Annotated in this window: 19 protein-coding genes and 1 pseudogene; 10 read left to right on the forward strand and 10 right to left on the reverse strand. The window is 69.0% G+C overall.

Going from position 1 to position 23,722, the window contains the following annotated elements; translation table 11 throughout:
- Window positions 1-21: 21 nt before the first annotated feature.
- The 3 genes from BY998_RS13225 to BY998_RS13235 all read left to right on the forward strand — a co-directional run bounded on the left by BY998_RS13225 (window position 22) and on the right by BY998_RS13235 (window position 1,722).
- Entirely contained in the window at window positions 22-459 is a 438-nt protein-coding gene (locus BY998_RS13225; RefSeq protein ID WP_110352089.1) for a MucR family transcriptional regulator, read from the forward strand.
- Between the two features lie 107 nt (window positions 460-566).
- A complete protein-coding gene (locus BY998_RS13230; protein WP_110352090.1) occupies window positions 567-761 on the forward strand; it encodes a hypothetical protein in 195 nt (64 codons plus the stop codon).
- A 118-nt stretch (window positions 762-879) separates the two neighbouring features.
- Entirely contained in the window at window positions 880-1,722 is an 843-nt protein-coding gene (locus BY998_RS13235; RefSeq protein WP_110352192.1) for a DUF6456 domain-containing protein, read from the forward strand.
- 37 nt (window positions 1,723-1,759) lie between these two features.
- On the opposite strand, the gene BY998_RS13240 is transcribed toward BY998_RS13235, so the two are convergent.
- The 3 genes from BY998_RS13240 to BY998_RS13250 form a co-directional block, all read right to left on the reverse strand.
- On the reverse strand, window positions 1,760-2,188 hold the full coding sequence (locus BY998_RS13240) for a SufE family protein (RefSeq protein ID WP_110352091.1): 429 nt from the start codon (window positions 2,186-2,188) through the stop codon (window positions 1,760-1,762).
- Window positions 2,189-2,290: 102 nt separating this feature from the next.
- A complete protein-coding gene (locus tag BY998_RS13245) occupies window positions 2,291-3,370 on the reverse strand; it encodes a PAS domain S-box protein (RefSeq protein WP_110352092.1) in 1,080 nt (359 codons plus the stop codon).
- A gap of 165 nt (window positions 3,371-3,535) precedes the next feature.
- Window positions 3,536-7,213 carry a PAS domain S-box protein gene (locus BY998_RS13250; protein ID WP_110352093.1) on the reverse strand — a complete coding sequence of 1,226 codons (3,678 nt, stop codon included), beginning with the start codon at window positions 7,211-7,213 and terminating at the stop codon, window positions 3,536-3,538.
- A 658-nt stretch (window positions 7,214-7,871) separates the two neighbouring features.
- Between BY998_RS13250 and BY998_RS13255 the strand changes: the two genes are divergently transcribed.
- Together BY998_RS13255 and BY998_RS24370 are read left to right on the forward strand one after the other, a co-directional pair.
- On the forward strand, window positions 7,872-8,381 hold the full coding sequence (locus BY998_RS13255) for a hypothetical protein (protein ID WP_110352094.1): 510 nt from the start codon (window positions 7,872-7,874) through the stop codon (window positions 8,379-8,381).
- A gap of 89 nt (window positions 8,382-8,470) precedes the next feature.
- Window positions 8,471-8,635, forward strand: a complete 165-nt coding sequence (locus BY998_RS24370; protein ID WP_181425514.1) for a hypothetical protein — start codon at window positions 8,471-8,473, stop codon at window positions 8,633-8,635.
- A 72-nt stretch (window positions 8,636-8,707) separates the two neighbouring features.
- Here BY998_RS24370 and BY998_RS13260 read toward each other — a convergent pair whose 3' ends face one another.
- Entirely contained in the window at window positions 8,708-9,148 is a 441-nt protein-coding gene (locus BY998_RS13260; RefSeq protein ID WP_110352095.1) for a VOC family protein, read from the reverse strand.
- Between the two features lie 170 nt (window positions 9,149-9,318).
- Here BY998_RS13260 and pepN point away from each other — a divergent pair, with 170 nt between their 5' ends.
- Window positions 9,319-11,946 carry an aminopeptidase N gene (gene pepN / locus BY998_RS13265; RefSeq protein ID WP_110352096.1) on the forward strand — a complete coding sequence of 876 codons (2,628 nt, stop codon included), beginning with the start codon at window positions 9,319-9,321 and terminating at the stop codon, window positions 11,944-11,946.
- A gap of 197 nt (window positions 11,947-12,143) precedes the next feature.
- Window positions 12,144-14,495, forward strand: a complete 2,352-nt coding sequence (locus tag BY998_RS13270) for an ATP-binding protein (protein ID WP_110352097.1) — start codon at window positions 12,144-12,146, stop codon at window positions 14,493-14,495.
- Window positions 14,496-14,558: 63 nt separating this feature from the next.
- On the opposite strand, the pseudogene puuE reads toward BY998_RS13270, so the two are convergent.
- A pseudogene (gene puuE / locus BY998_RS13275) lies at window positions 14,559-15,449 on the reverse strand (allantoinase PuuE); the annotation flags it as partial.
- A 266-nt stretch (window positions 15,450-15,715) separates the two neighbouring features.
- Here puuE and rocF point away from each other — a divergent pair.
- A complete protein-coding gene (gene rocF, locus BY998_RS13280; RefSeq protein WP_110352099.1) occupies window positions 15,716-16,645 on the forward strand; it encodes an arginase in 930 nt (309 codons plus the stop codon).
- A 53-nt stretch (window positions 16,646-16,698) separates the two neighbouring features.
- On the opposite strand, the gene zwf is transcribed toward rocF, so the two are convergent.
- Both zwf and BY998_RS13290 read right to left on the reverse strand, forming a co-directional pair.
- Window positions 16,699-18,177: a glucose-6-phosphate dehydrogenase gene (gene zwf / locus BY998_RS13285; RefSeq protein ID WP_110352100.1), complete on the reverse strand. Its 1,479-nt coding sequence runs from the start codon at window positions 18,175-18,177 to the stop codon at window positions 16,699-16,701.
- A 241-nt stretch (window positions 18,178-18,418) separates the two neighbouring features.
- A complete protein-coding gene (locus BY998_RS13290; RefSeq protein WP_110352101.1) occupies window positions 18,419-18,832 on the reverse strand; it encodes a PilZ domain-containing protein in 414 nt (137 codons plus the stop codon).
- Window positions 18,833-19,148: 316 nt separating this feature from the next.
- On the opposite strand from BY998_RS13290, the gene BY998_RS24375 reads away from it, so the two are divergent.
- Window positions 19,149-19,310 carry a hypothetical protein gene (locus BY998_RS24375; protein ID WP_181425515.1) on the forward strand — a complete coding sequence of 54 codons (162 nt, stop codon included), beginning with the start codon at window positions 19,149-19,151 and terminating at the stop codon, window positions 19,308-19,310.
- 76 nt (window positions 19,311-19,386) lie between these two features.
- On the opposite strand, the gene cutA is transcribed toward BY998_RS24375, so the two are convergent.
- Entirely contained in the window at window positions 19,387-19,707 is a 321-nt protein-coding gene (gene cutA / locus BY998_RS13295; RefSeq protein WP_110352102.1) for a divalent-cation tolerance protein CutA, read from the reverse strand.
- 98 nt (window positions 19,708-19,805) lie between these two features.
- Here cutA and BY998_RS13300 point away from each other — a divergent pair, with 98 nt between their 5' ends.
- A complete protein-coding gene (locus BY998_RS13300; protein WP_110352103.1) occupies window positions 19,806-20,576 on the forward strand; it encodes an NAD kinase in 771 nt (256 codons plus the stop codon).
- Window positions 20,577-20,838: 262 nt separating this feature from the next.
- Here BY998_RS13300 and mltG read toward each other — a convergent pair whose 3' ends face one another.
- Complete coding sequence (gene mltG / locus BY998_RS13305; protein ID WP_110352104.1) at window positions 20,839-22,218, reverse strand: endolytic transglycosylase MltG; 1,380 nt, start codon at window positions 22,216-22,218, stop codon at window positions 20,839-20,841.
- A gap of 181 nt (window positions 22,219-22,399) precedes the next feature.
- Window positions 22,400-23,662, reverse strand: a complete 1,263-nt coding sequence (fabF, locus tag BY998_RS13310; protein WP_110352105.1) for a beta-ketoacyl-ACP synthase II — start codon at window positions 23,660-23,662, stop codon at window positions 22,400-22,402.
- Window positions 23,663-23,722 lie beyond the last annotated feature (60 nt).

Below are 23,722 nucleotides of genomic sequence, written 5' to 3' on the forward strand. Positions count from 1 at the left end.
GCCAAGGGACAACGTCAAATCATGAACGAAACCGAGACGCCGGTCGATTACGTCGTTCTGACGGCCGACATCGTGGCGGCCTACGTGAGCAATAACCCGGTTCCTGCGGCCGAGCTGGGACACTTGATCGGCAGCATTCACGGCGCCCTGATCCAGGTCGGCACCGGTCGCATTGCGCCGCAGGCCGCGACGCCCGAGCCGCTGCAGCCGGCCGTGCCGATCAAGAAGTCGATCCAGCCGGACTACCTCGTCTGCCTCGAGGACGGGCGGACCTTCAAGTCGCTCAAGCGGCACCTGCGCGCCAAATACAACCTCTCCCCCGAGCAGTACCGGGCCAAGTGGGGCCTCGCCGCCGACTACCCGATGGTCGCCCCGAACTACGCCAAGGCCCGCTCCGACCTCGCCAAGGCGATCGGTCTCGGCCAGCCGCGCCCGGGCAATTACGACGAGGCCGCGTAGGCGCCGTTTCGGCTCCGCTTCCGACCTGTCGTCGCCGAAGCGGAGCCGAATCAACTTATCAACAGCAAAGTCCGGGAACGGTTCGGCCTCTGCTGCATTCACCCGCCATGAGCGAAGACAATCCCTCCGAACAACTCCCTAAAATCAATGCGCTGCTTGCGGAGTGGGCTGCACGCTCCGCCAGCGACAGCGAAATCCTGATCGAGCGCTTCGAGCGGATGGGTTACGCGGTCCGTGGAAAGTCCGAGGACGAGATCGCCGAAGTGCTCAAGAAGCCGCCGACCGAGCCCGCGACGGCCTGAGCCGACGGCTTCATCCGAGCGTGACGCTGCAACCAAGAGCAGTATAGATCTCTGTCAAGTCTTGCGCTAGGATAATTTTCCCTTAGCCTCCCTCACGGTTCCTGCTGCGGGTGGCATGATGCGAAAAGAACAAAACACGAACAGAGAGGGCGGGATCGGTCGGGATGCCGAACGCCTCCTCGCCGCCCTCGCAAGCGAGGGCGCCTACGCCTTCCCCGATCCATCGGCACCCGAAACCCTGATCGTGCGCGGCGGTGGCAGCGGCGTCTCGCTCGGGGCGGGGCGTTTCCCGGCGCGGGCGGGCGAAGCACTCCTGGCCGCCGACCTCGCCGCCCGGGACGACGGACGCCGCAATCGGCTGGTGATCGGGGCGGCCGGCCGGGCCCGGCTGCGGCGGGCGGAAGCCGGCGGCACGGACCGCTTCCGCCTTCAGCACCTCGTCGCGGTGCCCGAGGGGACGGGAGAGGCGGAGCGCCTGCGGGATGCGGCGGAAAGTCCGCTCGCCTGGATGGCGCGGCGCCGGGGACGCGACGGCGAGCCGATGATCGATGCCGCCGCCTTCGCCGCCGGCGAGCGTCTGCGCCACGACCTGACGGCGGCGCGGATGCTGCCCCAGCTCTCGACCGACTGGACCGCCCCGCGGGTCGATGGCGGCGGCCCGCGTGATCCGGCCGCGGCCACCGACCGGACCATCGCCGCGCGCCAGCGCGTGGATCTCGCGCTCGCGGCAGTCGGCTCGGATCTCTCGGGCCTGCTGATCGACCTGTGCGGTTTTCTCAAGGGGCTGGAGCGGATCGAGTCCGAGCGGCGCTGGCCGGCCCGCTCGGCGAAGGTCGTCGCGCGCATCGCCCTCGGTCGGCTGGCCGAACATTACGGGATCGAGCGGGAAGCAACGGGGCCGGAACGGGCGCGCACGCGGTCCTGGCGGGTCATCAACGACCGCGGGCAACCCGGTTCCTGATCCGGCCGCCGACGCTTTTGAAGCGTCTCGCGCCGGCTCAGTTCAGGGTCCTCAGGCGGGCCGCATCCTTGTGGATGCGGTCCACCATCGCGCGCACGCCGTTCGAACGCTTCGAAGTGATGTGCGATCCGAAATCGAGGCGCCTGAGCAGGTCGAAGCCGTCGGCCTTGATCGCCTCATCCGGCGACTTCCCATCGTAGAGGGCGATCATCAGGGCCACGAACCCCTTCACGATGTGGGAGTCGCTGTCCCCGTTGAGCTTCAGCGCGGAGTGACCCGCCGCCTCGCCCAGGGACACGTCGATCCACACCTGACTCTCGCAGCCGAAGACACGGTTGTCCTCGACTTTCGCGGATTCCGGCATTTTCGGCATCAGCTTGCCGAGCTCGATCACGTACTCGAAGCGATCCATGGGATCGTCGAGGATCTCGAAGTTCTCGATGATGGTGTCGAGGTCGGGCAGCATGGGACTCGGGTTCGGAACGATGGGGGCTTCCATCCCTTCGATATAGCGTCCGCGCCCTCGCGCTGCGAGGCGTCGGGAGAGTGCCGTCGTGACCGAAGCGTCTCAGCGCAGGGTGGGCGGCAGCGAAGGCGGGACGTAAGCTCTCGCCTCGGGCAGTTGCAGCAGGAGCGGATCGCCCTCCGTCGCCGCGCCGCTGACCGCGATCTCGGCCTGTGCGGCGTAGGCCGCGATCAGGCGTGGCCCGAGCTTCGGCACGCCCTCCTTGCCCGCGGCCGCCGCCTCGCCGGAGCCCGAGACGATCGAAAGGCGCACCGGCGCGCCGACGCCGGCATCGATGCGGATGGTGATGCCGCAGGTCACGGTGTCGTTGGTGGCGTCGAGGCATTCGGCCACGACCTCGGCGACGATCATGCCCATGGCGTTGGCGGTGCGCGGCTCGACCAGGCTGGTCCCGTCCCCCTCGACGACGACGCCGATCCGCCCCGCCCGGCGCAACTGGCCGAGCCCGGAGGCGAGCCGGTGCAGGTAGTCGCGCAGATCGATCGAGGCGATGTGGGGAGCCTCGTGCAAGTGCTGCTGCACCAGCGCGATCGCACGCACTCGCTGCCCGAGGGCGTCGAAGCTGCCGCGGCAATTCTCGGGTGCGGCCCGCCCGTAGAGGCCGATCAGGCTGACCATCACCTGGAGGTTGTTGCGCACTCGGTGATAGATCTCGGCGAGTAGCGTCTCCTTCTCGATCAGGGCGTGCTCGGCGTGGTCCTCGGCATTCTTGCGGTCGGTGATGTCGAAGCAGGAGCCGAGGAAGCCGTAGAAGACGCCGTTCTCCTCGAGCGGCCGGCCGGTTTCCAAGAGCCAACGATAGGCGCCGTCGTGGCGGCGCAAGCGGAATTCCACGGTGAAGGGCAGGCGCGATTCCATGGCTTGCGACACGATGCGCGCATGCCGTTCGAAATCGTCCGGGTGCAGCCCCTTGCGCCAGCCGTCGCCGATCTCGTCGGCCAGCGGCCGGCCCGTGAACTGGAGCCAGCAATCGTTGTGATAGGTGGATCGGCCGGCATCGTCCGTGCGCCACATCATCAGCGGCACATGGTCGGCGAACCGTCGAAAGCCGTCGTCGAGGTCGAAGGGGGCGTTCGCCTCGCGCGGCCCCGGTATCCCGCCTGATGGCGTTTCAGCACCCATTCCGCTCGTCTGTTCGCTCGCTTGCCGCTCGAAGGAAATCGTTGCGAAATCTCGTCCCGCGCCGGTCAACGTGCGCGGTGTGGGGCCGTTCCGGGCGATCCACAACTCGCACGGGCCGTGCTCGCCCGAAGAGGGGCCGAACGCGGCCTGCGGTCAAGCTCGGTCTCACGAATGCTCGATCATTTCCCGGATCCGGGCGGCCAGCACCTCCACGGGAAAGGGCTTCGTGATCATCTGCATCCCGGGATCGAGCTGGCCTCCGCCGAACATGGCGTTCTCGGCATAGCCCGTGATGAACAGCACCTTGAGCCCGGGCCTCGCCTCGCGAGCGCGGTCGGCGAGCTGGCGCCCGTTGAGACCCGGCAGGCCGACATCCGTCACGAGCAGATCGATCCGCGCAGGCGACTGGACGACGCTCAAACCCGAGGGACCGTCCTGCGCCTCGACGGTGCGGTAGCCGAGATCGCGCAGCACCTCCACCACGAGATCGCGCACCACGGGCTCGTCCTCCACGACGAGGACGGTCTCGCCCCGCTCGGAGCGCGGCGGCTCGGAGGCGGCGACCGCACCGGCCTCGTCCGACACCTCGCCGCGATAGCGCGGCAGGTAGATCTTCACCGTCGTACCCTGGCCCGCCTCGGAATAGATCTTGGCATGCCCCTCCGACTGGCGGGCGAAACCGTAGATCATCGAGAGCCCGAGCCCGGTCCCCATCCCGAGCGGCTTGGTGGTGAAGAAGGGCTCGAAGGCGCGGGCCACCACGTCCGGCGGCATGCCCAGGCCGGAATCGGTGACGCAGATGCAGACGTACTGGCCGACCCCGACCTCCGGGTGCAGGCGGGTATAGCTGCGGTCGAGATGCGTGTTGCAGGTCTCGATCACGAGCCTGCCGCCCTCCGGCATCGCATCGCGGGCGTTGATGGCGAGGTTGAGCACCGCGTTCTCGAGCTGGTGCGGATCGCAGAGCGTCGGCCAGAGTCCGCCTGCGGTGACGATCTCCAGATGCACCCGCTCGGTCAGCGTCCGGCGCAGCATGTCCTCCATGCCGGCAACGAGGGCGTTCACCCTGACGGGCTTCTGTTCCAGCGGCTGGCGCCGGGCGAAGGCGAGCAGGCGGTGGGTCAGGGCAGCGGCGCGGTTGGCCGAGGAAAGGGCGGCCCGGATGTAGCGCTCCAGCGCGTCGGTGCGTCCCTGGGCGATCCGGGTCTGCATCAGGTCGAGCGAGCCGACGATGCCGGTCAGCAGGTTATTGAAGTCGTGGGCGATGCCGCCGGTGAGCTGGCCCACCGCCTCCATCTTCTGCGCCTGCCGCAGCTGTTCCTCGACGAGGCGCTGATCGGTGATGTCGCGGCCCACGATATGGAAGCGGTCGCCCTCCGGCACCGCCGTCCACATCACCGTGCGCCGCCGTCCGTCGCGGCTCAGGACGCGGTCGACGAAGTCGGTGACGGATTCCTGCGCGGCGAGCCGGGCCAGCACGGCGCCGGTCTCGGCCCGGTCCTCCGGGTCGATCAGATCGAGGAAGGGCCGTTCGAGCAGAATGCGCTCGCTCCAGCCGAGCAGGCGCTCCCAGGCCGGGTTGACGCTGCGCAGGTAGCCGTCGAGGCCGGCCGTCCCCATCAGGTCGTTGGTGGTCTGCCAGAGCCGGTCGCGCTCGCGGGTGCGCTCGCCCACCTCGCGCTCCAGCATCGCCTCGACGCGCTTGGCATCGGTGATGTCGGTCACGAAGAGGTAGGCGCCGTCGGTCGAACCGTCCGGCATCGGCCGGGGCAGGTAGCGGATATCGGCGATGCGCAGCGCGCCGTCCCGGTGCGGCCAGGAGCGCTCGGAACGGGCCTCGCGCCCGGCCAGCGCGCCCTCGAAGAGCGTGCGCTCCTGCCCGAAGGCCTCCCCGCCGATCAGGGCGGCGAAATCCCGTCCGAGCGCCTGCTGGGGCTGCGCCCCGAACCAGTCGGCCCCCGCCGCATTGGCGAACCGGCAGAGCCCGCCCGCATCGAACAGGGCGACGAGGACAGGCAGTGAATCGGCGATCAGGCGCAGCTCGCGGGCATTGGCCCGCTCGGCCTGCTCCGCGCGGGCGCGCTCGGCGGCGTGCCCGACGCGCTGGGCCACGTCCTCGACGAGACCGACCTCCTCGCGGCTCCAGAGCCGCGGCTGCGCCTCGTGCAGGTAGACGAGGGCGCGCAGCCGCCCGTCCCAGATCAGAGGCACGACGACGAGCGCCCGGCATCCGATCGAATCCCACACCGGCGCGTAGCGGGGGCCCGCCCGGACGTCGCGGTAGCAATCCTCGACGACGAGGGTGCGCCCGGCGCGCAGCTCGGCGATGACCGCCGGGCCGAAGCCGTCGAGGATGCGCGACGCCCCCGCGAGGCTCGCGACCGTCGCGTCGCGGGTCCAGTCCCGTTCGACCCGGACGATCTCACCGGTCTCGTCGATCTCGCCGTAGCCGGCGCGGCCGACGCCGACATGGGCGCCGAGGGCGGCGGCGGCGGCCAGCGTCACGGCCTGCGGTTCGTCCGCTTCCCGCAGGCGGTCGTTCAGGGCCAGCAGGAAGGCCTGCCGCTCCTCGGCGAGCTTCCTGTCGTGGATGTCGGTGCAGGTGCCGAACCAGCGCACGATGCGCCCGTCCGCGTCGCGCACTGGCTGGGCCCGGCCGAGCACCCAGCGATAGGCGCCGGAGCGGTGCCGCAGGCGGTACTCGATCTGATAGGTTTCGCCCGTGGCGAGGCTGCGTCGCCAGACCTCCCAGGCATGCGGCTGGTCGTCGGGATGGAACATGCCCGCCCAGGCCGCGCCATCGGTCGAGCCGGAGGGGACGCCCGTATATTCGTACCAGCGCTCGTTATAGTAGTCGTGGAAGCCGTCGGGCCGCGTCGACCAGATCATCTGATCGATCGAATTGGTGATGCCGCGGAAGCGGTCCTCGCTCTCGCGCAGGGCCTGTTCGGTGCGCTTGCGCTCGGTGATGTCGAAGCTGACACCGGGAAAGTGCAGCGGCGTGCCGTTCTCGGCGAGGGCGCAGCGCCCCTGCGCGGCGACCCAGCGGATGCTGCCGTCGGGCTGGAGCAGGCGGTACTCCGCATCGAAGCGTCCGCCCTCTCGCAGAACCTGTCCGATGCGCTGCGTCAGGCCTGATAGGTCGTCCGGGTGGACGCCGGAGAAGAAGCGATCGATCGGCGCACCCGCCGCGGCGAGATCGGGATCGACCCTGTAAAGCGTGGCGAAGCGCGGATCGGCGGTGACCCGGTCGGCCGCCACGTCCCAGTCCCAGACGCCGATGCTGCCGCCGGCCGAGAGCGCCATCTCGAGCCGTTCGTCGCTGCGCCGCCTCGCCCGCTCGGCCAGAACCGCGCCGGTCGTCTCGGCGGTGACGCAGATCATGCCGTTGATGCGGCCCTCGTCGTCGCGGACGGGGGAGTAGGTGAAGCTCCACCACGTCTGCTCCGGCTTGCCGTAGCGGTGCATGGTGAGGGGGAGGTCGCTCTGCGAGACGCTCTGCCCCTTCAGCGTCGCGTCGACGAGCGGGCCGATATCGTCCCAGAGATCCGCCCAGATCTCGCGGAACCGAGCCCCGAGCGCCCGGGGCAGGCGGTCGCCGAAGACCGGACGGTAGGCATCGTTGAAGAACGAGATGCCCTCGGACCCCCAGGACAGGAACATCGCGGCCGGGCAGGCCAGCATCGTCGCCAGCGTGCTGCGCAGCGCGAGCGGCCAGGTTTCGAGCGGCCCGAGCGGCGTCGCCTCCCAGGGATGCGCCAGGATCTCGCGCCCCGTCTGCCCGCTCTCGAGGAGGAAGCGCAAGGGCGCCGGGATCGCCGCCTCGGCCGGCTCGAGGCTCATCGAAGGAGGCTCCGGCAAGCGGCAGCGATGTCGGGACACGGATAGGACAAGGCGACTCTACGAACGCGGACCAGCGGAAGACGGACTATAGGGCAAAAGCGTTGCCGTGGATCGGCGTCACACAGTCATACGACCGTACGGCGTCTTCTCTCGCCGCGGTGGATGAACGGACCGGCCGATCGATGGCCCACAAATGGAAGTCCCACCCTCCGGCCGGGAAGATGCACGCCGCAACAAATGATAAGCCGAAAGCGTCTCGTTCCGGAAGCCTTGCAACCATCTCCAAGAGATGCGCCCTGTTTTGCATTGCAATAAAACCAGCCGAAGCTTCGGGAAGGGGGTCTTGAGCAAATTTCGATCAATGCACTTGCCTCGCCGCATCGAACGTGCATTGTACTTTCGTCCGCATCAGACCCAGCGGGAGAGCCCAGCTCGGCATCGAATCGCCGTTCATGGCGTCGAGGAGCGACCGCCCCCGGGAGCTTCGAGGCACAATCGCGCAAGGGTTGGACGATCTGGAGGGTGGCGCTCACGCGCCTCACCGACGGGCCTCGGCGATCTCCGGATCGCCGCCGGGGCCCCCAGGAACCCATGACAGAGGGGGGCGCGAAATGCTGGCAGCGGGCATTTCGAATGCCTGCGCGTCGTGGGGAGCATGATGGACGAGAACGCCTTCGCTTACGATTTCGACGCTCCGGATTCGGACTGGAATCACGAGCCGTCGCGCGCCGACCTATTCCGGCAGATCGATGCCCCGCTCTACACCACCGATACCGAAGGTTGGTTGACCTACTACAACGAGGCCGCGGCCGATCTGTGGGGCTTCCGCCCCGTGCTCGGCAAAGCCCGCTGGTGCGGGGCGTGGCGGCTGTTCGAGGCCGACGGCACGCCCTTGCCGCACGACCGCTCGCCTCTGGCCGTGGCCCTGACCGAGGGCCGCGCCGTGCGCGGCATCCAGATCGGCCTGGAGCGTCCGGACGGGACGCGTGTGGGGTTCATGCCCTATCCCACGCCTCTGCGAGACAAGACCGGCGCCCTTGTGGCGGCCTCGAATATCCTGCTCAAGGTCGAGCGATCCAGCCTGCGGGTGGCCTTCAGCGCGCCGGCCCGGAGCCGGCCCAGCCGTCGGTCTGCCCAATCGATGGGCATGCAGAGAGTTTCGGCTTGAACGTTGTCGCGGCGAGGTCGGCGGGCCACCTCGCCGGGGCGGGCTGATCCTGCGGATCGTCCCACGGCCCGCGACAGAAGGAGGAAGCCATGTCGGTCGACACGAACTGGAGCCTCGACGCCGTCCAGAGCCTACGCAGCATGGCCCGCGAGGGCGTGCCCGTCTCGGTCATCAGCCTGAGACTGAAGCGACCGGTCGATGCCGTGAGCGCCAAGCTCGCCGAACTCGGGATCACACCCAAAGCCGATATCTGACCCTAGGAACGAGAGTTGATCCCGTGGGACGGGCGCCCGCCACCGACGCGGCGAGGCCCGTCCGCCGCTGCGTCACCAGGAGCCCGTGTTCTCCATGGAGGCCCAGGGCTCCTGCGGCGGCTTCGATCCGCCCTTCTGCAGGATCTCGATGGAGATGCCGTCGGGTGAGCGCACGAAGGCCATGTGCCCGTCGCGGGGCGGACGGTTGATGGTGACGCCGGCATCCTGCAGCCGCTGGCAGAAGGCGTAGATGTCGCCGACCTGATAGGCGAGGTGCCCGAAGTTGCGCCCGCCCGAATATTCCTCCGGATCCCAGTTATAGGTCAGCTCGATCAGGGGTGACTTTGCTGATTCGGCCCGCTCCGCGTCGCCCGGCGCAGCCAGGAAGACGAGCGTGAATCGACCCTTCTCATTGTCGACCCGTCGGACCTCCTTGAGGCCGAACGCGTCGACATAGAAGCGCAGCGCGCGGTCGAGATCCGCCACGCGGACCATCGTGTGCAGATATTCCATGGCCGTTCCGGATGATGTGAGGGGTTGCCGCCTATCTGGCCCGGCATCGGCGCCCGTCAACGGGATGGGGTGCCGGCCCATTGTCGACCCGGATCGCCCGTCGAAGGATTCCGCCCGCCGACAAACGCCTCTAGAAGGCGTCACGGATTCCGAAGGCGAGCCTTGAACCGATGCGCACCGAGACGCCCCCGATCGTTCGCCTCGAGGATTACCGCCCCAGCGATCACCTGATCGACCGCGTGGATCTCGACGTGCGTCTCGACCCGCGCGACACCCGCGTGAGCGCGACGCTCAGCCTGCGCCCGAACCCCGTGGGCCGCGCGGGCGCGCCGCTCGTCCTCGACGGCGACGACCTCGTGCTTCTCGCCCTCGACCTCGACGGACAGGCGCCGCCGCCGGACGCCTACCGGGCCGACGCCTCCGGCCTCACCCTTCACGCGCCGCCGCAGCGGCCCTTCACCCTGCGGATCGAGACGCGCCTCGATCCCACCGCCAACACAAAGCTGATGGGCCTCTACCGCTCCGGCGGCGTCTACTGCACGCAGTGCGAAGCGGACGGCTTCCGGCGCATCACCTACTTCCTCGACCGGCCGGACGTGCTGTCGGTCTACACGACCCGGATCGAGGCGGAGCGCGAGGCCGCCCCCATCCTCCTCGGGAACGGCAATCCGGTCGAGGCGGGCGAGATACCAGGCACCGGCCGGCACTTCGCGGTCTGGCACGATCCCCTGCCCAAGCCCGCCTACCTGTTCGCCCTGGTCGGGGGCCGCCTCGACCGGGTGGCCAAGCGCTTCACCACGATGGAGGACAGAGCGGTCGAGATCGCGGTCTATGTCGAGCCGGGCAAGGCCGAGCGCGCCGCCTACGCCCTCGACGCGGTCGAGCGCTCCATGGCCTGGGACGAAACCGCTTTCGGGCGCGCCTACGATCTCGATGTGTTCAACGTCGTGGCCGTCTCCGACTTCAACATGGGCGCGATGGAGAACAAGGGCCTCAACATCTTCAACGACAAATACGTCCTCGCGAGTCCCGAGACCGCGACCGACGCGGATTACGCCGCGATCGAGGCGATCATCGCGCACGAGTATTTCCACAACTGGTCGGGCAACCGCGTCACCTGCCGCGACTGGTTCCAGCTCTGCCTGAAGGAAGGGCTGACGGTCTTCCGCGACCAGGAATTCTCCTCCGACATGCGCTCGCGGGCCGTCCACCGGATCGCCGAAGTCCGCACACTGCGCGCCCGCCAGTTCCCGGAGGATGCGGGCCCCCTCGCCCACCCGGTGCGGCCGAGGCAATACGCGGAGATCAACAACTTCTACACGGCGACCGTCTACGAAAAGGGCGCCGAGATCGTGCGGATGCTGCGCACGCTGATCGGCGAGGCGTCGTTCCGCGAAGGGATGGACCGCTACTTCGCCGACAACGACGGGACCGCCGCCACCGTCGAGGATTTCCTGAAGGCCTTCGAGACGGTGACAGGCCGCGACCTCTCCCGCTTCGCCGAATGGTACGAGCGCCCCGGCACGCCGCGCGTCGCCGTCTCCGGCCGCTACGACGCGGGCGCCAGGACCTACCGCCTCGATTTCCGCCAGACCCGTCCCGGCGCCGGAGCGGACGCGCCGCCCCTCGTCATCCCAGTCCGCCTCGGTCTGATCGGGCCGGACGGTCCCCTTGCGGAGGCGACCGGCGACGCGGTGGAGAACGGCGTGTTCGTGCTCGACGGGGCGGAAGCCTCCCTGACCTTCGCCGACGTCGCCGCCGAACCCGTCCCCTCGCTGTTCCGCGATTTCTCGGCACCGGTGCGGGTCGAGAGCGATCTGGACGACGCGGCTCGCCTTACCCTGCTGCGCCACGACACCGACGACTTCAACCGCTGGGAAGCGGCGCAGCGTGTGGCCATGCGGATCATGACGGCGCAGGTGCGGGGCCAGGATGCCGACGCGGTGGCCTTCGTCGGGGCGCTGGGCGCCTTCCTCGACGCGCACGCCCTGCGCAATCCGGCCTTCGCGGCCCAAGTGCTCGCCCTGCCGAGCGAGGGCGACATCGCCGACGAGATCGGCACGAACATCGATCCGGACGCGATCTTCCAGGCCCGGCGCGACCTGCGCCGCCGCCTCGGTGCGGACCTGCGCGCGCGCCTGACCGCCCTGCGCGAGGCGCTGTCCGAGCCGGCCGGCGCATCCTTCTCGCCGGACGCGGCCCCCGCCGGCCGCCGGGCGCTACGCAACGCCGCCCTCGACCTGATCGCGGCCGCCGACGCGCAAGCCGGCATCGATCTGGCCCGGGCGCAGATCGCAGCGGCCACCAACATGACGGACCGGCTTGCCGGCCTCGCAACTCTGGCGCTCCTGCCCGGCGAGGCCAGGGAGGCGGCGCTCGCGGCCTTCGTCGAACGCTACGCGGACGAGCCCCTGGTGCTCGACAAGTGGTTCGGGCTCCAGGCGATGATCCCCGAGGCGGACACCGTCGCGCGCATCCGGCGCCTCCAGGGCCACCCGGCCTTCGCGATGACGAACCCGAACCGCGTGCGCGCCCTGGTCGGCAGCTTCAGCCTCGCAAACCCGACGCAGTTCAACCGGCCCGACGGGGCCGGCTACGATCTCGTGGCGGAGACGGTGCTGGCCCTCGACGGGACCAACCCGCAGGTCGCGGCGCGCCTGATGACCGCCTTCGGCTCTTGGCGCCGGCTCGAATCGGGTCGGCGGGAGGCCGCCGAGAAGGTCCTGCGTCGCATCGCTGCCACGCCCGGCCTTTCTCGTGATGTGGCCGATATCGGGGCGCGGAGTTTGGGCGGCTAGCTAAGACTTTCTTGAGGAAGGCGTTTTGGCGACTCGCGGCCCACGTCGAGCCTCATCGAGAACCTCTTCGGTCAACTCCCTATTCCAAAAACGGCGTGGACAAACCCACCCCCCCGATGTCCAATCTGAATACGATTCGAAACCGCCGGGGTCGTCCTGGCCGAAGCGCCGTTTCCAGCCAGTGCAGAGGTGTCGATATGCCGGGGGCGGTTTCCGCGTCCCTGTCCGCGCGCGCGCGCGCGGACACGATCCTCGGGATCCAGCGTACGACCGGCACGGCCCAGGCCCGACTCATGCGGGCCGAGACCTGGCTGCGCTACGCACTGCCCGCCCTGCTGGCCGTCTTCCTGCTCACGCTCGCGGTGGTCTCGTTCCTCCAGCTGCGGGGGCGGCACGAGGAGGGGATGCGCAGCGCCACGCGCGAGGTCGAAGCCTTCGCGCGGCTGGCGTCGCTGGCTCTCACGGGCGCCGCGGCCGCCGACGAGACGAAGCTCGAACGGGTGTTGCCGGTCCATCTCCTTCCCGCCGGGCGAGAGGTGCTGGTGATCGGCCCGAACGATCGCATCCGCGCCGCCTATCCGCGGCCTGCGCCGGCCGAGACCTTCGCCGGCTACCTCGCCGAGGGTGAGCCCCTGGGAATCCTCGGCGAGAGCGCCGGGGCCATGCTCGTGACCCTGCAGGCGGGCCGGCAGGCCATCGTCGCGGTCCGGCGTCTGTCCGATGGAACCGGGCAGGTCGCCGTCTCCCAATCCATCGAGCCGATCGCGGCGGAGTGGTGGCGCCTGTTCTGGAACCACGCGGTCACGCTCACGGCCATCGGCCTCGTCCTGATCGGCACGGCCACCGCCTACATCCTCCAGACGCAGCGAGCACAATCGGCGGACGAGGTCTGCGACCTCGTCAAGCAGCGGCTCGACACGGCGCTCGGGCGCGGTCGCTGCGGCCTGTGGGACTGGGACATCGCCCGGGGCACGATCTTCTGGTCCGACTCGATGTACGCCCTGCTCGGCTACACCCCGGAGAAGGATCTCCTCTCCTTCGGCGACGTGAACGCCTTGCTGCACAGCGAAGACGGCGATCTCTACAGCCTCGCCCGCCACCTCGCCGCAAGCCACGCCACGGTCGATCACGAGTTCCGCATCCGCGACGCCTCCGGCGCCTGGATCTGGCTGCGCACCCGTGCCGAGATCGTGGAAGATGCGATGGACGGCAGCCGGCATCTGGTCGGCATCGCCATGGACGTGACGGAGCAGCGCCGGCTCGCCGAATCGAGCGCCACCGCCGACATGCGCCTGCGCGACGCGGTGGAAGCGATCTCGGAGGCCTTCGTGCTCTGGGATGCCAGCAACCGGCTGGTGCTGTGCAATTCGAAATTCCGCGCCCTGCACGCTCTCGCCAGCGACGACGCGATGCCGGGCCGCCGCTACGACGAAATCATGGGCCGCGGCGCCCTCCCCCCGGTGCGCCGGGGCATTCCGGGGGCCGAGCGCGGCACCTCTCGCACCTTCGAGGTCGAGCTGACCGACGGCCGCTGGCTCCAAGTGAGCGAGCGGCGCACAAAGGACGGGGGCTACGTCTCGGTCGGCACCGACATCACCAGCCTCAAGCGGCATCAGGAGCAACTCGTCGCCTCGGAGCGCGAGCTGATCGGAACCGTCAAGGACCTCAAGCGGTCCCGCCATACCCTGGAGATGCAGACCCAGCAGCTCGCCGACCTCGCCGAGCGTCATCTCGACCAGAAGGCGCGGGCCGAGATCGCCAACCAAGCCAAGTCCGAATTCCTGGCCAATATGAGCCACGAGCTGCGCACGCCGCTCAACGCCATCATGGGCTTTGCGGAGCTGATGGAGAGCGAGGTCTACGGCGCTCTGGGCTCGCCCCGCTACGCCGATTACTGCCGCGACATCCAGCAGAGCGGCACCTACCTGCTCTCGGTGATCGACGACATCCTGCACATGTCGCGCATCGAGGCGAAGCGGGTGAAGCTGGTGCGCCGCGACGTTCCCCTCGACGGGGCCATCGCCTCGGCGGTGATGCTGGTGGCCAAGGATGCCGCGAGCAAGTCCGTCGCCATCGACGTCGAGCTGGCGGGCGCCCTGCACGTGCTGGCCGATGCGCGGGCGCTGCAGCAGATCCTGCTCAACATCGTCCAGAACGCGGTGAAGTTCACGCCCGAAGGCGGGCGCGTCAGCCTGCGGGGGCGCTGCTGCAACGGCTTCGTCCACCTGTTCATCGGCGATACCGGCATCGGCATCCCGAAGGCGGCGGTGTCCAAGCTCGGGCGCCCGTTCGAGCAGGTCGAGACCAACCTCACCCGCAGCTACAAGGGCTCGGGCCTCGGCCTCGCCATCGCCCGCTCCAACGCGGAACTGCACGGCGGTTCGATCCGCATCCGTTCGGAGGAAGGAATCGGCACGCTGGTTCTGGTGCGCCTGCCCATGCCGACGCCCGAACGGCTCGCCGAGGCCGTGCGCGAGAGCGAGCGCGACGAGACAGCCTCCACCACCGCACCGGGCGAGACCCGGCGGAGCCTGGCGACCGCCTTCTGACGCGCCGCTCCCTCTCCTTCGACCCGCAACCGCGCGCGCGGAAAACCGGCTGTTTCAGCCCGGAGGATGCGTCGCGATCCAGTGGCGGGCAATATCGATGCGGCGTGCCACCCAGACCCGGTCGTGGGCGGCGATGTGGTCGAGGAAGCGGATCAGCCCGGCGACTCGGCCCGGTCGGCCGACGAGGCGGCAATGCAGGCCGACCGACATCATCTTCGGCGCCGTCTCCCCTTCCGCGTAGAGCACATCGAAGCTGTCGCGCAGGTAGGCGAAGAACTGGTCGGCGGCGTTGAAGCCCTGATAGGTCGCAAACCGCATGTCGTTGGCGTCGAGGGTGTAGGGCACCACGAGCTGTGGGTCCGCCGTGCCCCGCAGCCAGTACGGCAGGTCGTCGGCGTAGGAATCCGAGAGGTAGGTGAAACCGCGCTCGCTCGCGAGCCCGAGCGTGTGTTCGGAGAAGCGCCCGGTGTACCAGCCCTCCGGCCGGCGACCGGTGACCGCGCCGTGCAGCCGGATCGCCTCGTCCATGTGGGCGGCCTCCGCCTCGGGCGTGAAGGCGGAATAGTCGATCCAGCGCAGGCCGTGACTGGCGATCTCCCAATCCGCCTCGCGCATGGCGGCGACGGCCTCCGGGTTGCGCTCCAGGGCGCGGGTGACACCGAACACCGTGACCGGCACGCCGCGCCCCGCGAGGAGCCGCCAGAGCCGCCAGAATCCGGCGCGGGCGCCGTACGCGTAGACGGATTCGACGCTCATGTGGCGTCGCCCGGGCCAGGGCTGCGTCGGGACCACCTCCGTGAGGTAGCCCTCCGAGGCGTCGTCGCCGTCGAGGATGCAGCTCTCGCCTCCCTCCTCGTAGTTGAGGACGAACTGGACGGCGACGCGGGCCTCGTTCGGCCAGCGGGGATGGGGCGGTGTGCGGCCGTAGCCGATCCAATCGCGAGGTTCTTTCACGATGCGTACTTCCCGAAGGTTCGACCCTGACTCATGCCGGCGTTGTGACGGCATTCCATGCGATGCCGGGCGATCCGGCTTTCCCTCGATCGGTTTGCTCGTCGCTCATTGACGCCTCCCGTGCGGCCTTGAACGCTTCATCACGACGGCGCGACATCCGCCCTCCGTCGGACGGCGTTAAGTCGGATATCGCCCCGCCGTCCGGAGCGCATTCATCTAGTCTCGGCATGTTCTCGAGCCGAGGCCCCCCATTCAGGAACCGGCTCATGCCTATGCCGTCCTCCATCGACATCATCGGCGCACCGATCGAGATCGGCACCAGCGAGCCCGGCTCCCTGATGGGTCCGGCCGCCCTGCGCACGGCGGGTCTGGGGCGGGTGCTGCAAGATCTGGGCTATGCGGTCAACGACGCGGGCGACCTCGCCCCGGATTGCGCGGCGGGCCAGCGGGATCTGCCCGCGATCCGAGCCTGGATGACGCTGATCGCGGGGGCGGTCGAGGCGGCCTTCACCCGCGGCAGCCTGCCCCTGGTCGCGGGCGGCGACCACAGCCTGTCGCTCGGCTCGATCGACGGCGTGCTGCGCCATTGCCGGCGGACCGGGCGCCCGGTCTTCGTGCTCTGGCTCGACGCGCATGCCGATTTCAACACGCTGGAGACCTCGCCCTCCGGCAACGTCCACGGCATGCCGCTGGCCGCGCTGAGCGGTGAGCCCGGCTTCGATTCCCTGTTCGAGGGCACGGAGCGCCCGAGGCTCGATCCGCGCCACATCCACCTGTTCGGCCTGCGCTCCATCGATGCCGGCGAGCGGGCGCTGGTGACGCGGCGCGAGGTGAAGGTCGTCGACATGCGGACCATCGACGAGTTCGGCGTGGTCGCGCCCCTTCGGCGCATCCTCGATCGGGTGAAGGCCGCCGAAGGCCACCTGCATGTCAGCTTGGATATCGACTTCCTCGATCCGACCGTCGCGCCCGGCGTCGGCACCACGGTGCCGGGCGGCGCGACCTTCCGCGAGGCGCATCTCATCATGGAGATGCTCTGCGATTCCGGGCTGGTCGGCTCCCTCGACGTGGTGGAGCTGAACCCCTTCCTCGACGAGCGCGGGCGCAGCGCCCGGGTTCTCGTCGAGCTGGTGGCCAGCCTGTTCGGCCGCCGCATCATCGACCGGCCGTCGGAGATGCCGCCGCTCGAAGCCTGACGAACGCAGCCGAGCTCCTCAAGCGCTAGCCGAGCTCCTCATGCCGAAAGGCGTTAGCCGATCTCCTCATGCCACGTGCGGCCATCGCGCTCGATCAGGGCGATGGAGGCCGTCGGCCCCCAGCTGCCGGCCGAGTAGGGGCGCGGCGGCTCGGGGCGGTCGGCCCAGGCCTTGAGCAGCGAGTCCGCCCAGGACCACGCCACCTCCACCTCGTCGCGGCGCATGAACAGGGTGGCGTTGCCGCGCACCACGTCCATCAGCAGCCGCTCGTAGGCGTCGGGATAGCGCTGCTTGAAGGTTTCCTCGAAGGAGATGTCGAGGTTGGTCGGGCGCAGGCGCATGCCGCCCGGTCCCGGGTCCTTGGTCATCACCTCGAGCTTCATGCCCTCCTCCGGTTGGAGCCGGATGACGAGGCGGTTCGGCTCGCGCCCGAAGGCGTCGGAGGGGAAGATCGAGAAGGGCGAGGCGCGAAACTGCACCACGATCTCGGAGAGCTTCTTCGGCAGGCGCTTGCCGGTACGGACGTAGAACGGCACGCCGGCCCAGCGTCCGCTGCGCACTTCGAGTTTGAGCGCGACGAAGGTCTCGGTGCGGCTCGGGATCTCGCCGCCGAGATCGGCTTGGTAGCCCTCCACCGGCTTTCCATTGACCGCCCCGGCGCCGTACTGCCCGCGCACGGTCACGACCTGCACGTCGGCGGCGGTGATCGGCTTGAGGGCGCGCAGCACCTTCAGCTTCTCGTCGCGCACCGAGTTGGCATCGAGCGAGATCGGGCTCTCCATTGCCGTGAGGCAGAGAAGCTGGAGGATATGGTTCTGCACCATGTCTCGCAGCGCCCCCGAGGTGTCGTAATAATCGCCCCGGGCCTCGACGCCGACGGTCTCGCCGACGGTGATCTGCACGTGGTCGATCACGTCGGCATTCCACAGCCGCTCGAAGATCGTGTTGGCGAAGCGCAGGGCCAGCAAGTTCTGCACCGTCTCCTTGCCGAGATAGTGATCGATCCGGAAGATCTGGCTTTCCGGAAACACGGCACCGACCGCGTCATTGATGGCGCGGGCCGATTTCAGATCCTTGCCGATCGGCTTTTCCAGCACGACGCGGCTCGTCTCGCCGATCAGGACGTGTCGGTCGAGGTTGCGGCAGATCGGGCCGTAGAGGTCGGGCGAGGTGGCGAGGTAGAAGGGGCGGACGCGGTCGGGCCGCTCGTCGAGGAGGACCTTGAGATCCTCCCAACCCTCGTCGCCGAGGGCGTCGACCGCCACGTAGAACAGGTGGTCGAGGAAGCCGTCGAGCTTGCTCTCGTCGATGTCCCGGGCGGGCACGAAACTCTTGAGGGCGTCCCGGGCACGCTCGCGGAACTCCTCCGAGGACATGTGCGTGCGCGAGGCGCCGATGATGCGGCTCGATTCGGGGATCTGCGCGTCGCGGTAGCGCTGATAGAGGGCCGGCAGGAGCTTGCGCTGGGTCAGGTCGCCGGTAGCGCCGAACACGACGTAGTCGAAGGTCGGGACGGGGATGATGGTGGCCAAGGGCGGCTCCCAGGGTTCGCGCAGCTTCGAGGCGCCGGCCCGCAGCCGGAGGCAGATCCGGAGGAGCGTGTCGCCCCTCCGTCCCTTCCGGCCCGAGGGCGGCCGGACGACTCTGCAGCGTGGGTTAGCGGTTCGCGGCGACCGCTTGCAAGAGCGCCGCCGAGGCGTCGACCGCATGCGCCTCTGCACCGGGAGCGGCGACACGGTCTCGCGAGCGGCGGACGGCCACCGACCGGGCTTCCTAGGCGCGGTCGCGACGCCGGCCGATGGAACGGTAATCCGGCGTCTGCGACGTCGTCTCCGACTTGCGCTCTTCCGAAGCCTGGAGTTTGGCGATCTGGTCGATGCGCACCCCGGCATAGTTGCCCCTGCGCCATGCCAGCGTCAGCCGCAGAACGAAGTCTCGACCGACGACCTTGAGCATGAACGAGGAGGGAAGCACGAATGCCTCCGGCACGCCGAGCTTGGCGCCCGATTTCGAGATGTCCTTGACGGTGCAGGGAATCTCGGTGCCATCGAATAGGCGGATCATCGCGATCCAGTTGGTGACGCTGCGTTCCTCCCGCCGCGCGACGACGGAGTCCTCGAGCTGAAGCTCGGCTTCGTTCGGGTCGGCGTGGGTTAGGCCCAGGGCCTGTTGGAGCGGATCGGGCATCGAAGCATAGCGAAAAGCGATGGACGCGAGCCTAACGCCAAAAGCGTTGACGCATCATGTTCGCGGGCGCGGAAGATCCATCCCCACAGAGATTTTTATCCGCCGTCGTGCCGTGCCGCGCCTCGCGCCGATCCTCAGGAAAGTGCAAGCGTTTTCGCCGATGCTGCACTGCAAGAGACGCCGACTGATCTTGCGTCGCAGCATAAAAATCGGATCGGCCAAGTCGTCAAGTGGGGTTGCAAGAGCTGAATGGCAGATTAACCTGCCATCATTGCGTCGCGTTCGATGTCTGCCCCCTTTAGCAAGGAGCGGTCCCATGTCTGAACTCTTGCGCGTCAAGCCGACCCATGACGGCACCTACACCGTCTACCGCGGCTCGCTCGCCCTCGTCTCCGGCCTCACGAGACTGCAGGCCGAGCGCTACGAAGCGAGCGTCGCCCGTCAGCAGCGCGCGGTGTCGCCCATCACGGGCGCCTGACGATCCCCCAAGCACGATCGAGGGCGCGGAGCCGTCATCGCTCCGCGCCCTTCGCTTGCGAGCGATACCGGGGTGCTCAGCCATCGGTCTCCTCCCGGATCCAGGCCGCCGTCTCGGGGTCCGCATCCGCGACCGGCAGATGCAGGATGATCGGGGTCTCGTAGGGGTGACGCTCCTTGAGGGATGCCGCAAGCGCTTCGGCCAGCCCCTCGCGGCTCTTGATGATCGCGACGACCTCCTCGCCGCGCTCGACCACGCCCTTCCAGGCGTAGACGGACTGCATCCCGGGCAGAACGTTGACGCAGGCCGCGAGGCGCGCGCGCACCAGCGCCTCCCCGATGGCGAGCGCGGTCGGGGCATCGGGGAAGGTCGTGTAGACGAGGAGCGGTCGCTCCATGCTATGGCTCTCCCTTGGCAAGCCGGCGTCCGCCCGGGCGGCGGCGCCCCGAGTGAGACCGGCTCGGCCTCTTCCCGTCAACAGGGCTGACAGCACGGATGCCGCGGCGCTTTTCTCGGATCGCCTTCGTGGCGAGCCCCACGCCGGAAGCGCGGGAGGCGGCGGACGCCCTGATGCGCCGCTACGACCACGTCTCGCCGGAGGAGGCCGACGTCGTCGTCGCCCTCGGCGGCGACGGCCTGATGCTGCAGGTGCTGCACCGCTTCATGAACGCGCCCAAGCCGATCTACGGCATGAACCGCGGCACGGTCGGTTTCCTGATGAACGAGTTCCGCGAGGAAGGGCTGCTCGACCGCCTGGAGGCGACCAAGCGCTCGACGATCCATCCGATGACCATGGTCGCCACCGATACGGAGGGGCGCAGCCACACGGCGCGAGCGATCAACGAAGTCTACATGCTGCGCCAGACCCACCAGACCGCCAAGCTGCGGGTCTCGGTGGACGAGCACGTGCGGCTGCCGGAACTGATCGCCGACGGCATCCTCGCCGCGACCCCCGCCGGCTCGACCGCCTACAACCTCTCGGTCGGCGGGCCGATCCTGCCGCTCAATGCCCATCTCCTGGCGCTGACGCCGATCTCGGCCTTCCGGCCCCGGCGTTGGCGCGGCGCGCTCCTTCCGAACTACGCGCGCATCCGCATCGACGTGATCGACGCGGAGTACCGGCCCGTGGCGGCGGTGGCCGACCACACCGAGTTCCGCCGGATCTGCACGGTGGAGACGTGGCTCGACCACGCCACCAACCTCGTGCTGCTGCACGATCCCGGCCACAGCCTGGAAGAGCGCATCCTGCGCGAGCAGTTCGGCTGATCCGCTCCGGTTATCTCTCGTGGGGTCCGCGACACGATCTAGCGGCGCGGACCTTTCCGAGGACGGCAGGCCCCGGACGCATCACGCCGATGACCGACCGTTCGCACCGCTTTCGGCTGATCACGTTCGGATCTTGCCAAACTTCGTCATCGCGAGACGAAGCCGAAGTGATCCAGGGTGCGGCCTCTCCGGATCATACGAAGCCCTGGATTGCCAAGGCTTCGCCTCGCGATGACGGCGAAGTCGTCGGACGGATGCCGACTTACGGGTTGCGCAGAACCGGCACTGTTTTGGGCGAACCCAGATCGTAGGTCTTGTTGCGCAGGGGATCGAGCTTGGTCCCCTCGGACGCGTCGAAGGCCTTGGGCCGCCCGCCGCCTTCCGCGCCGTCGACGGCGTAGGCCGAGTTCGAGCCCGGGGCGTAGGCCGAGGCGCGGCCCGGCTGCGCCGCGTTCGGCTCGGCGGTGTTGGGATCGACCTTGTCGACCGCGCCCGCATCCGGCTGCGGCGCCTGCTGGCGCGCGCGCTCGACCTGCCGCCAACGCGTCACGTTGCGCTGATGACCCTCCAGCGAATCGGCGAAGGCATGGCCGCCCGTGCCGTCGGCGACGAAGAAGAGATCCTTGGTGCGCGAGGGGTTGGCGACCGCCTCGAGCGCCGCCCGGCCGGGATTGGCGATCGGGCCCGGGGGCAGGCCCTCGATCACGTAGGTGTTGTACGGCGTCGGGCGCTCGATCTCGGAGCGGAGGATGCCGCGCCCGAGGGTGCCGCGGCCGCCGACGAGACCGTAGACGATGGTCGGGTCGGATTGCAGCTTCATCCGCTTCTGCAGGCGGTTGACGAACACGCCGGCTACCCGCGGGCGCTCGTCGGCGCGGCCCGTCTCCTTCTCGACGATGGAGGCGAGCGTCACCATTTCGGCGGGCGTCTTCACCGGAACGTCGGCGCTGCGGCGCTGCCAGATCTGGGTCAGCACCTCACGCTGCTTGGCCCGCATCAGGTTGAGGATCTGCTGGCGGGTGGCGCCGCGCTCGAACTTGTAGGTGTCGGGCAGGAGCGAGCCCTCGGGCGGCGTCTCGGCGACCTCGCCGGACAGCACGTCGTTGTCGCCGAGCCGGGCCACGATCTGCTCGGAGGTGAGACCCTCCGGGAAGGTGATGGCGTGCTGGACCTGCCGGCCGTTGGTCAGGGTCTCGATCGTATCCCTGACGCTGGCATGGGCCTTGAACATGTACTCGCCATGCTTGAGCGGTCCCTTGCCCCCGAAGCGCGCGGCGATCTCGAACAGATTCGGATGATCGACCACGCCCTCGCGGGCGAGGATCGCGGCGATCTCCGATGTACCGCTGCGGCTCGGGATCACGACCACCTTGTCGGCCGAGAGCGGCCCCGGCTCGGTGGTCTGGCGGTTGAACAGGGTGATGGCGACGAGGGCGCCCAGCGCCAGGACCACACCGAGGGTCAGCAAGCCGCTGATGGTGGCCAGGAGGCCGCCACGGCGGCGCTCCGGCTTCTCGGGCGGCGGGGGCGCGACGGTGGGCTTGATGGCCTCGCTCGGGCTGCGCGGCGACGGCCGGTTCGGCAGCGACGGCTCCTCGGAGGCGGGCGGCGAAGACGGCGGCTCTTGTCGTCTGCGGAACATCGGGATCCTGCTGTGGCCTCGCGGGGCCTGCGCGGAAGGCCCCGCCCGGGGGCATTTCGCCCCGTACGCCGCACGATGTCGAGCGAGACGCTCGACGCGGTGGCGCGACGGGCTGATCCTTAAGCGGTTTTGTGGCGAAATGGCGTTGGAGGCGGCAAGGCCGCCTCGGGCCCCTTGCCGCTCAGTCGACGCGGCGCATCAGCAGCGAGGCGTTGGTGCCGCCGAAGCCGAAGGAATTCGAGAGCACCGTGTCCACGCGCTTGCGCTTGGCCTCGTGCGGGATCAGGTCGATCTCGGTCTCGACGGACGGATTGTCGAGGTTGAGCGTCGGCGGCATCACGCCGTCGCGAATCGCCAGCACGGAGAAGATCGCCTCGACCGCGCCGGCCGCGCCGAGCAGGTGGCCGATGGCCGACTTGGTGGACGACATGGAGGCCTTGGCAGCGGCCGGGCCGAGCAGCCGCTCGACCGCCTTCAGCTCCAGCTCGTCGCCGAGCGGCGTCGAGGTGCCGTGGGCATTGATGTAGTCGATCTCGCTCGGATCGATCCCGGCGCGCTTCACCGCGGCCTTCATGCAGCGGTAGCCGCCGTCGCCGTCGGGAGCCGGCGAGGTGATGTGGTAGGCATCGCCCGAGAGGCCATAGCCGATCACCTCGGCGTAGATCTTGGCGCCGCGCGCCTTGGCGTGCTCGTACTCCTCCAGCACCACGATGCCGGCACCCTCGCCCATGACGAAACCGTCACGGTCGCGATCGTAGGGGCGCGAGGCTTTGGTGGGCCGGTCGTTGAATCCGGTGGACAATGCCCGGCAGGCGGCGAAGCCGGCCAGCGAGAGCCGGTTGACCGGGGCCTCGGTGCCGCCGGCCACCATCACGTCGGCGTCGCCCAGCGCGATCAGCCGCGAGGCGTCGCCGATGGCGTGCGCGCCGGTCGAGCAGGCGGTGACGACCGCATGGTTCGGTCCCTTCAGCCCGTGCTGGATCGAGACCTGACCCGAGGCGAGGTTGATGATGCGGCCGGGAATGAAGAACGGCGAGATGCGGCGCGGACCCTTCTCGTGGAGGGTCACCGAGGCGTCGTAGATGGTGCCGATGCCGCCGATGCCGGAGCCGATCAGAACGCCGGTGGCCTCCTGATCCGCGTCGGATTTCGGGTGCCAGTCGGCGTCGTCGAGCGCCTGGCCGGCAGCGGCCATGGCGTAGACGATGAAGGGATCGACCTTGCGCTGCTCCTTCACCTCCATCCACTTGTCGGGATTGAAGGTGCCCTCGGAGCCGTCGCCGAACGGCAACGTGCAGGCGATGCGGCAGGTGAGATCGTCGGTCTGGAAACCGGTGACGGCGGCAGCCCCGCTGTCACCGGCGATGAGACGGCTCCAGGTGTGCTCCACGCTGCCACCCAGCGGCGTGACCATACCGAGACCCGTGATCACCACCCGACGCATTGTCCGATCCCAACCGATCCGTCCGGTCCCGCAGGACCCATCCATGTCATGTAAGCGGCG

It is taken from the genome of Methylobacterium sp. B4 (genome assembly GCF_003201865.1).
In the GTDB taxonomy this organism is placed as follows: domain Bacteria; phylum Pseudomonadota; class Alphaproteobacteria; order Rhizobiales; family Beijerinckiaceae; genus Methylobacterium.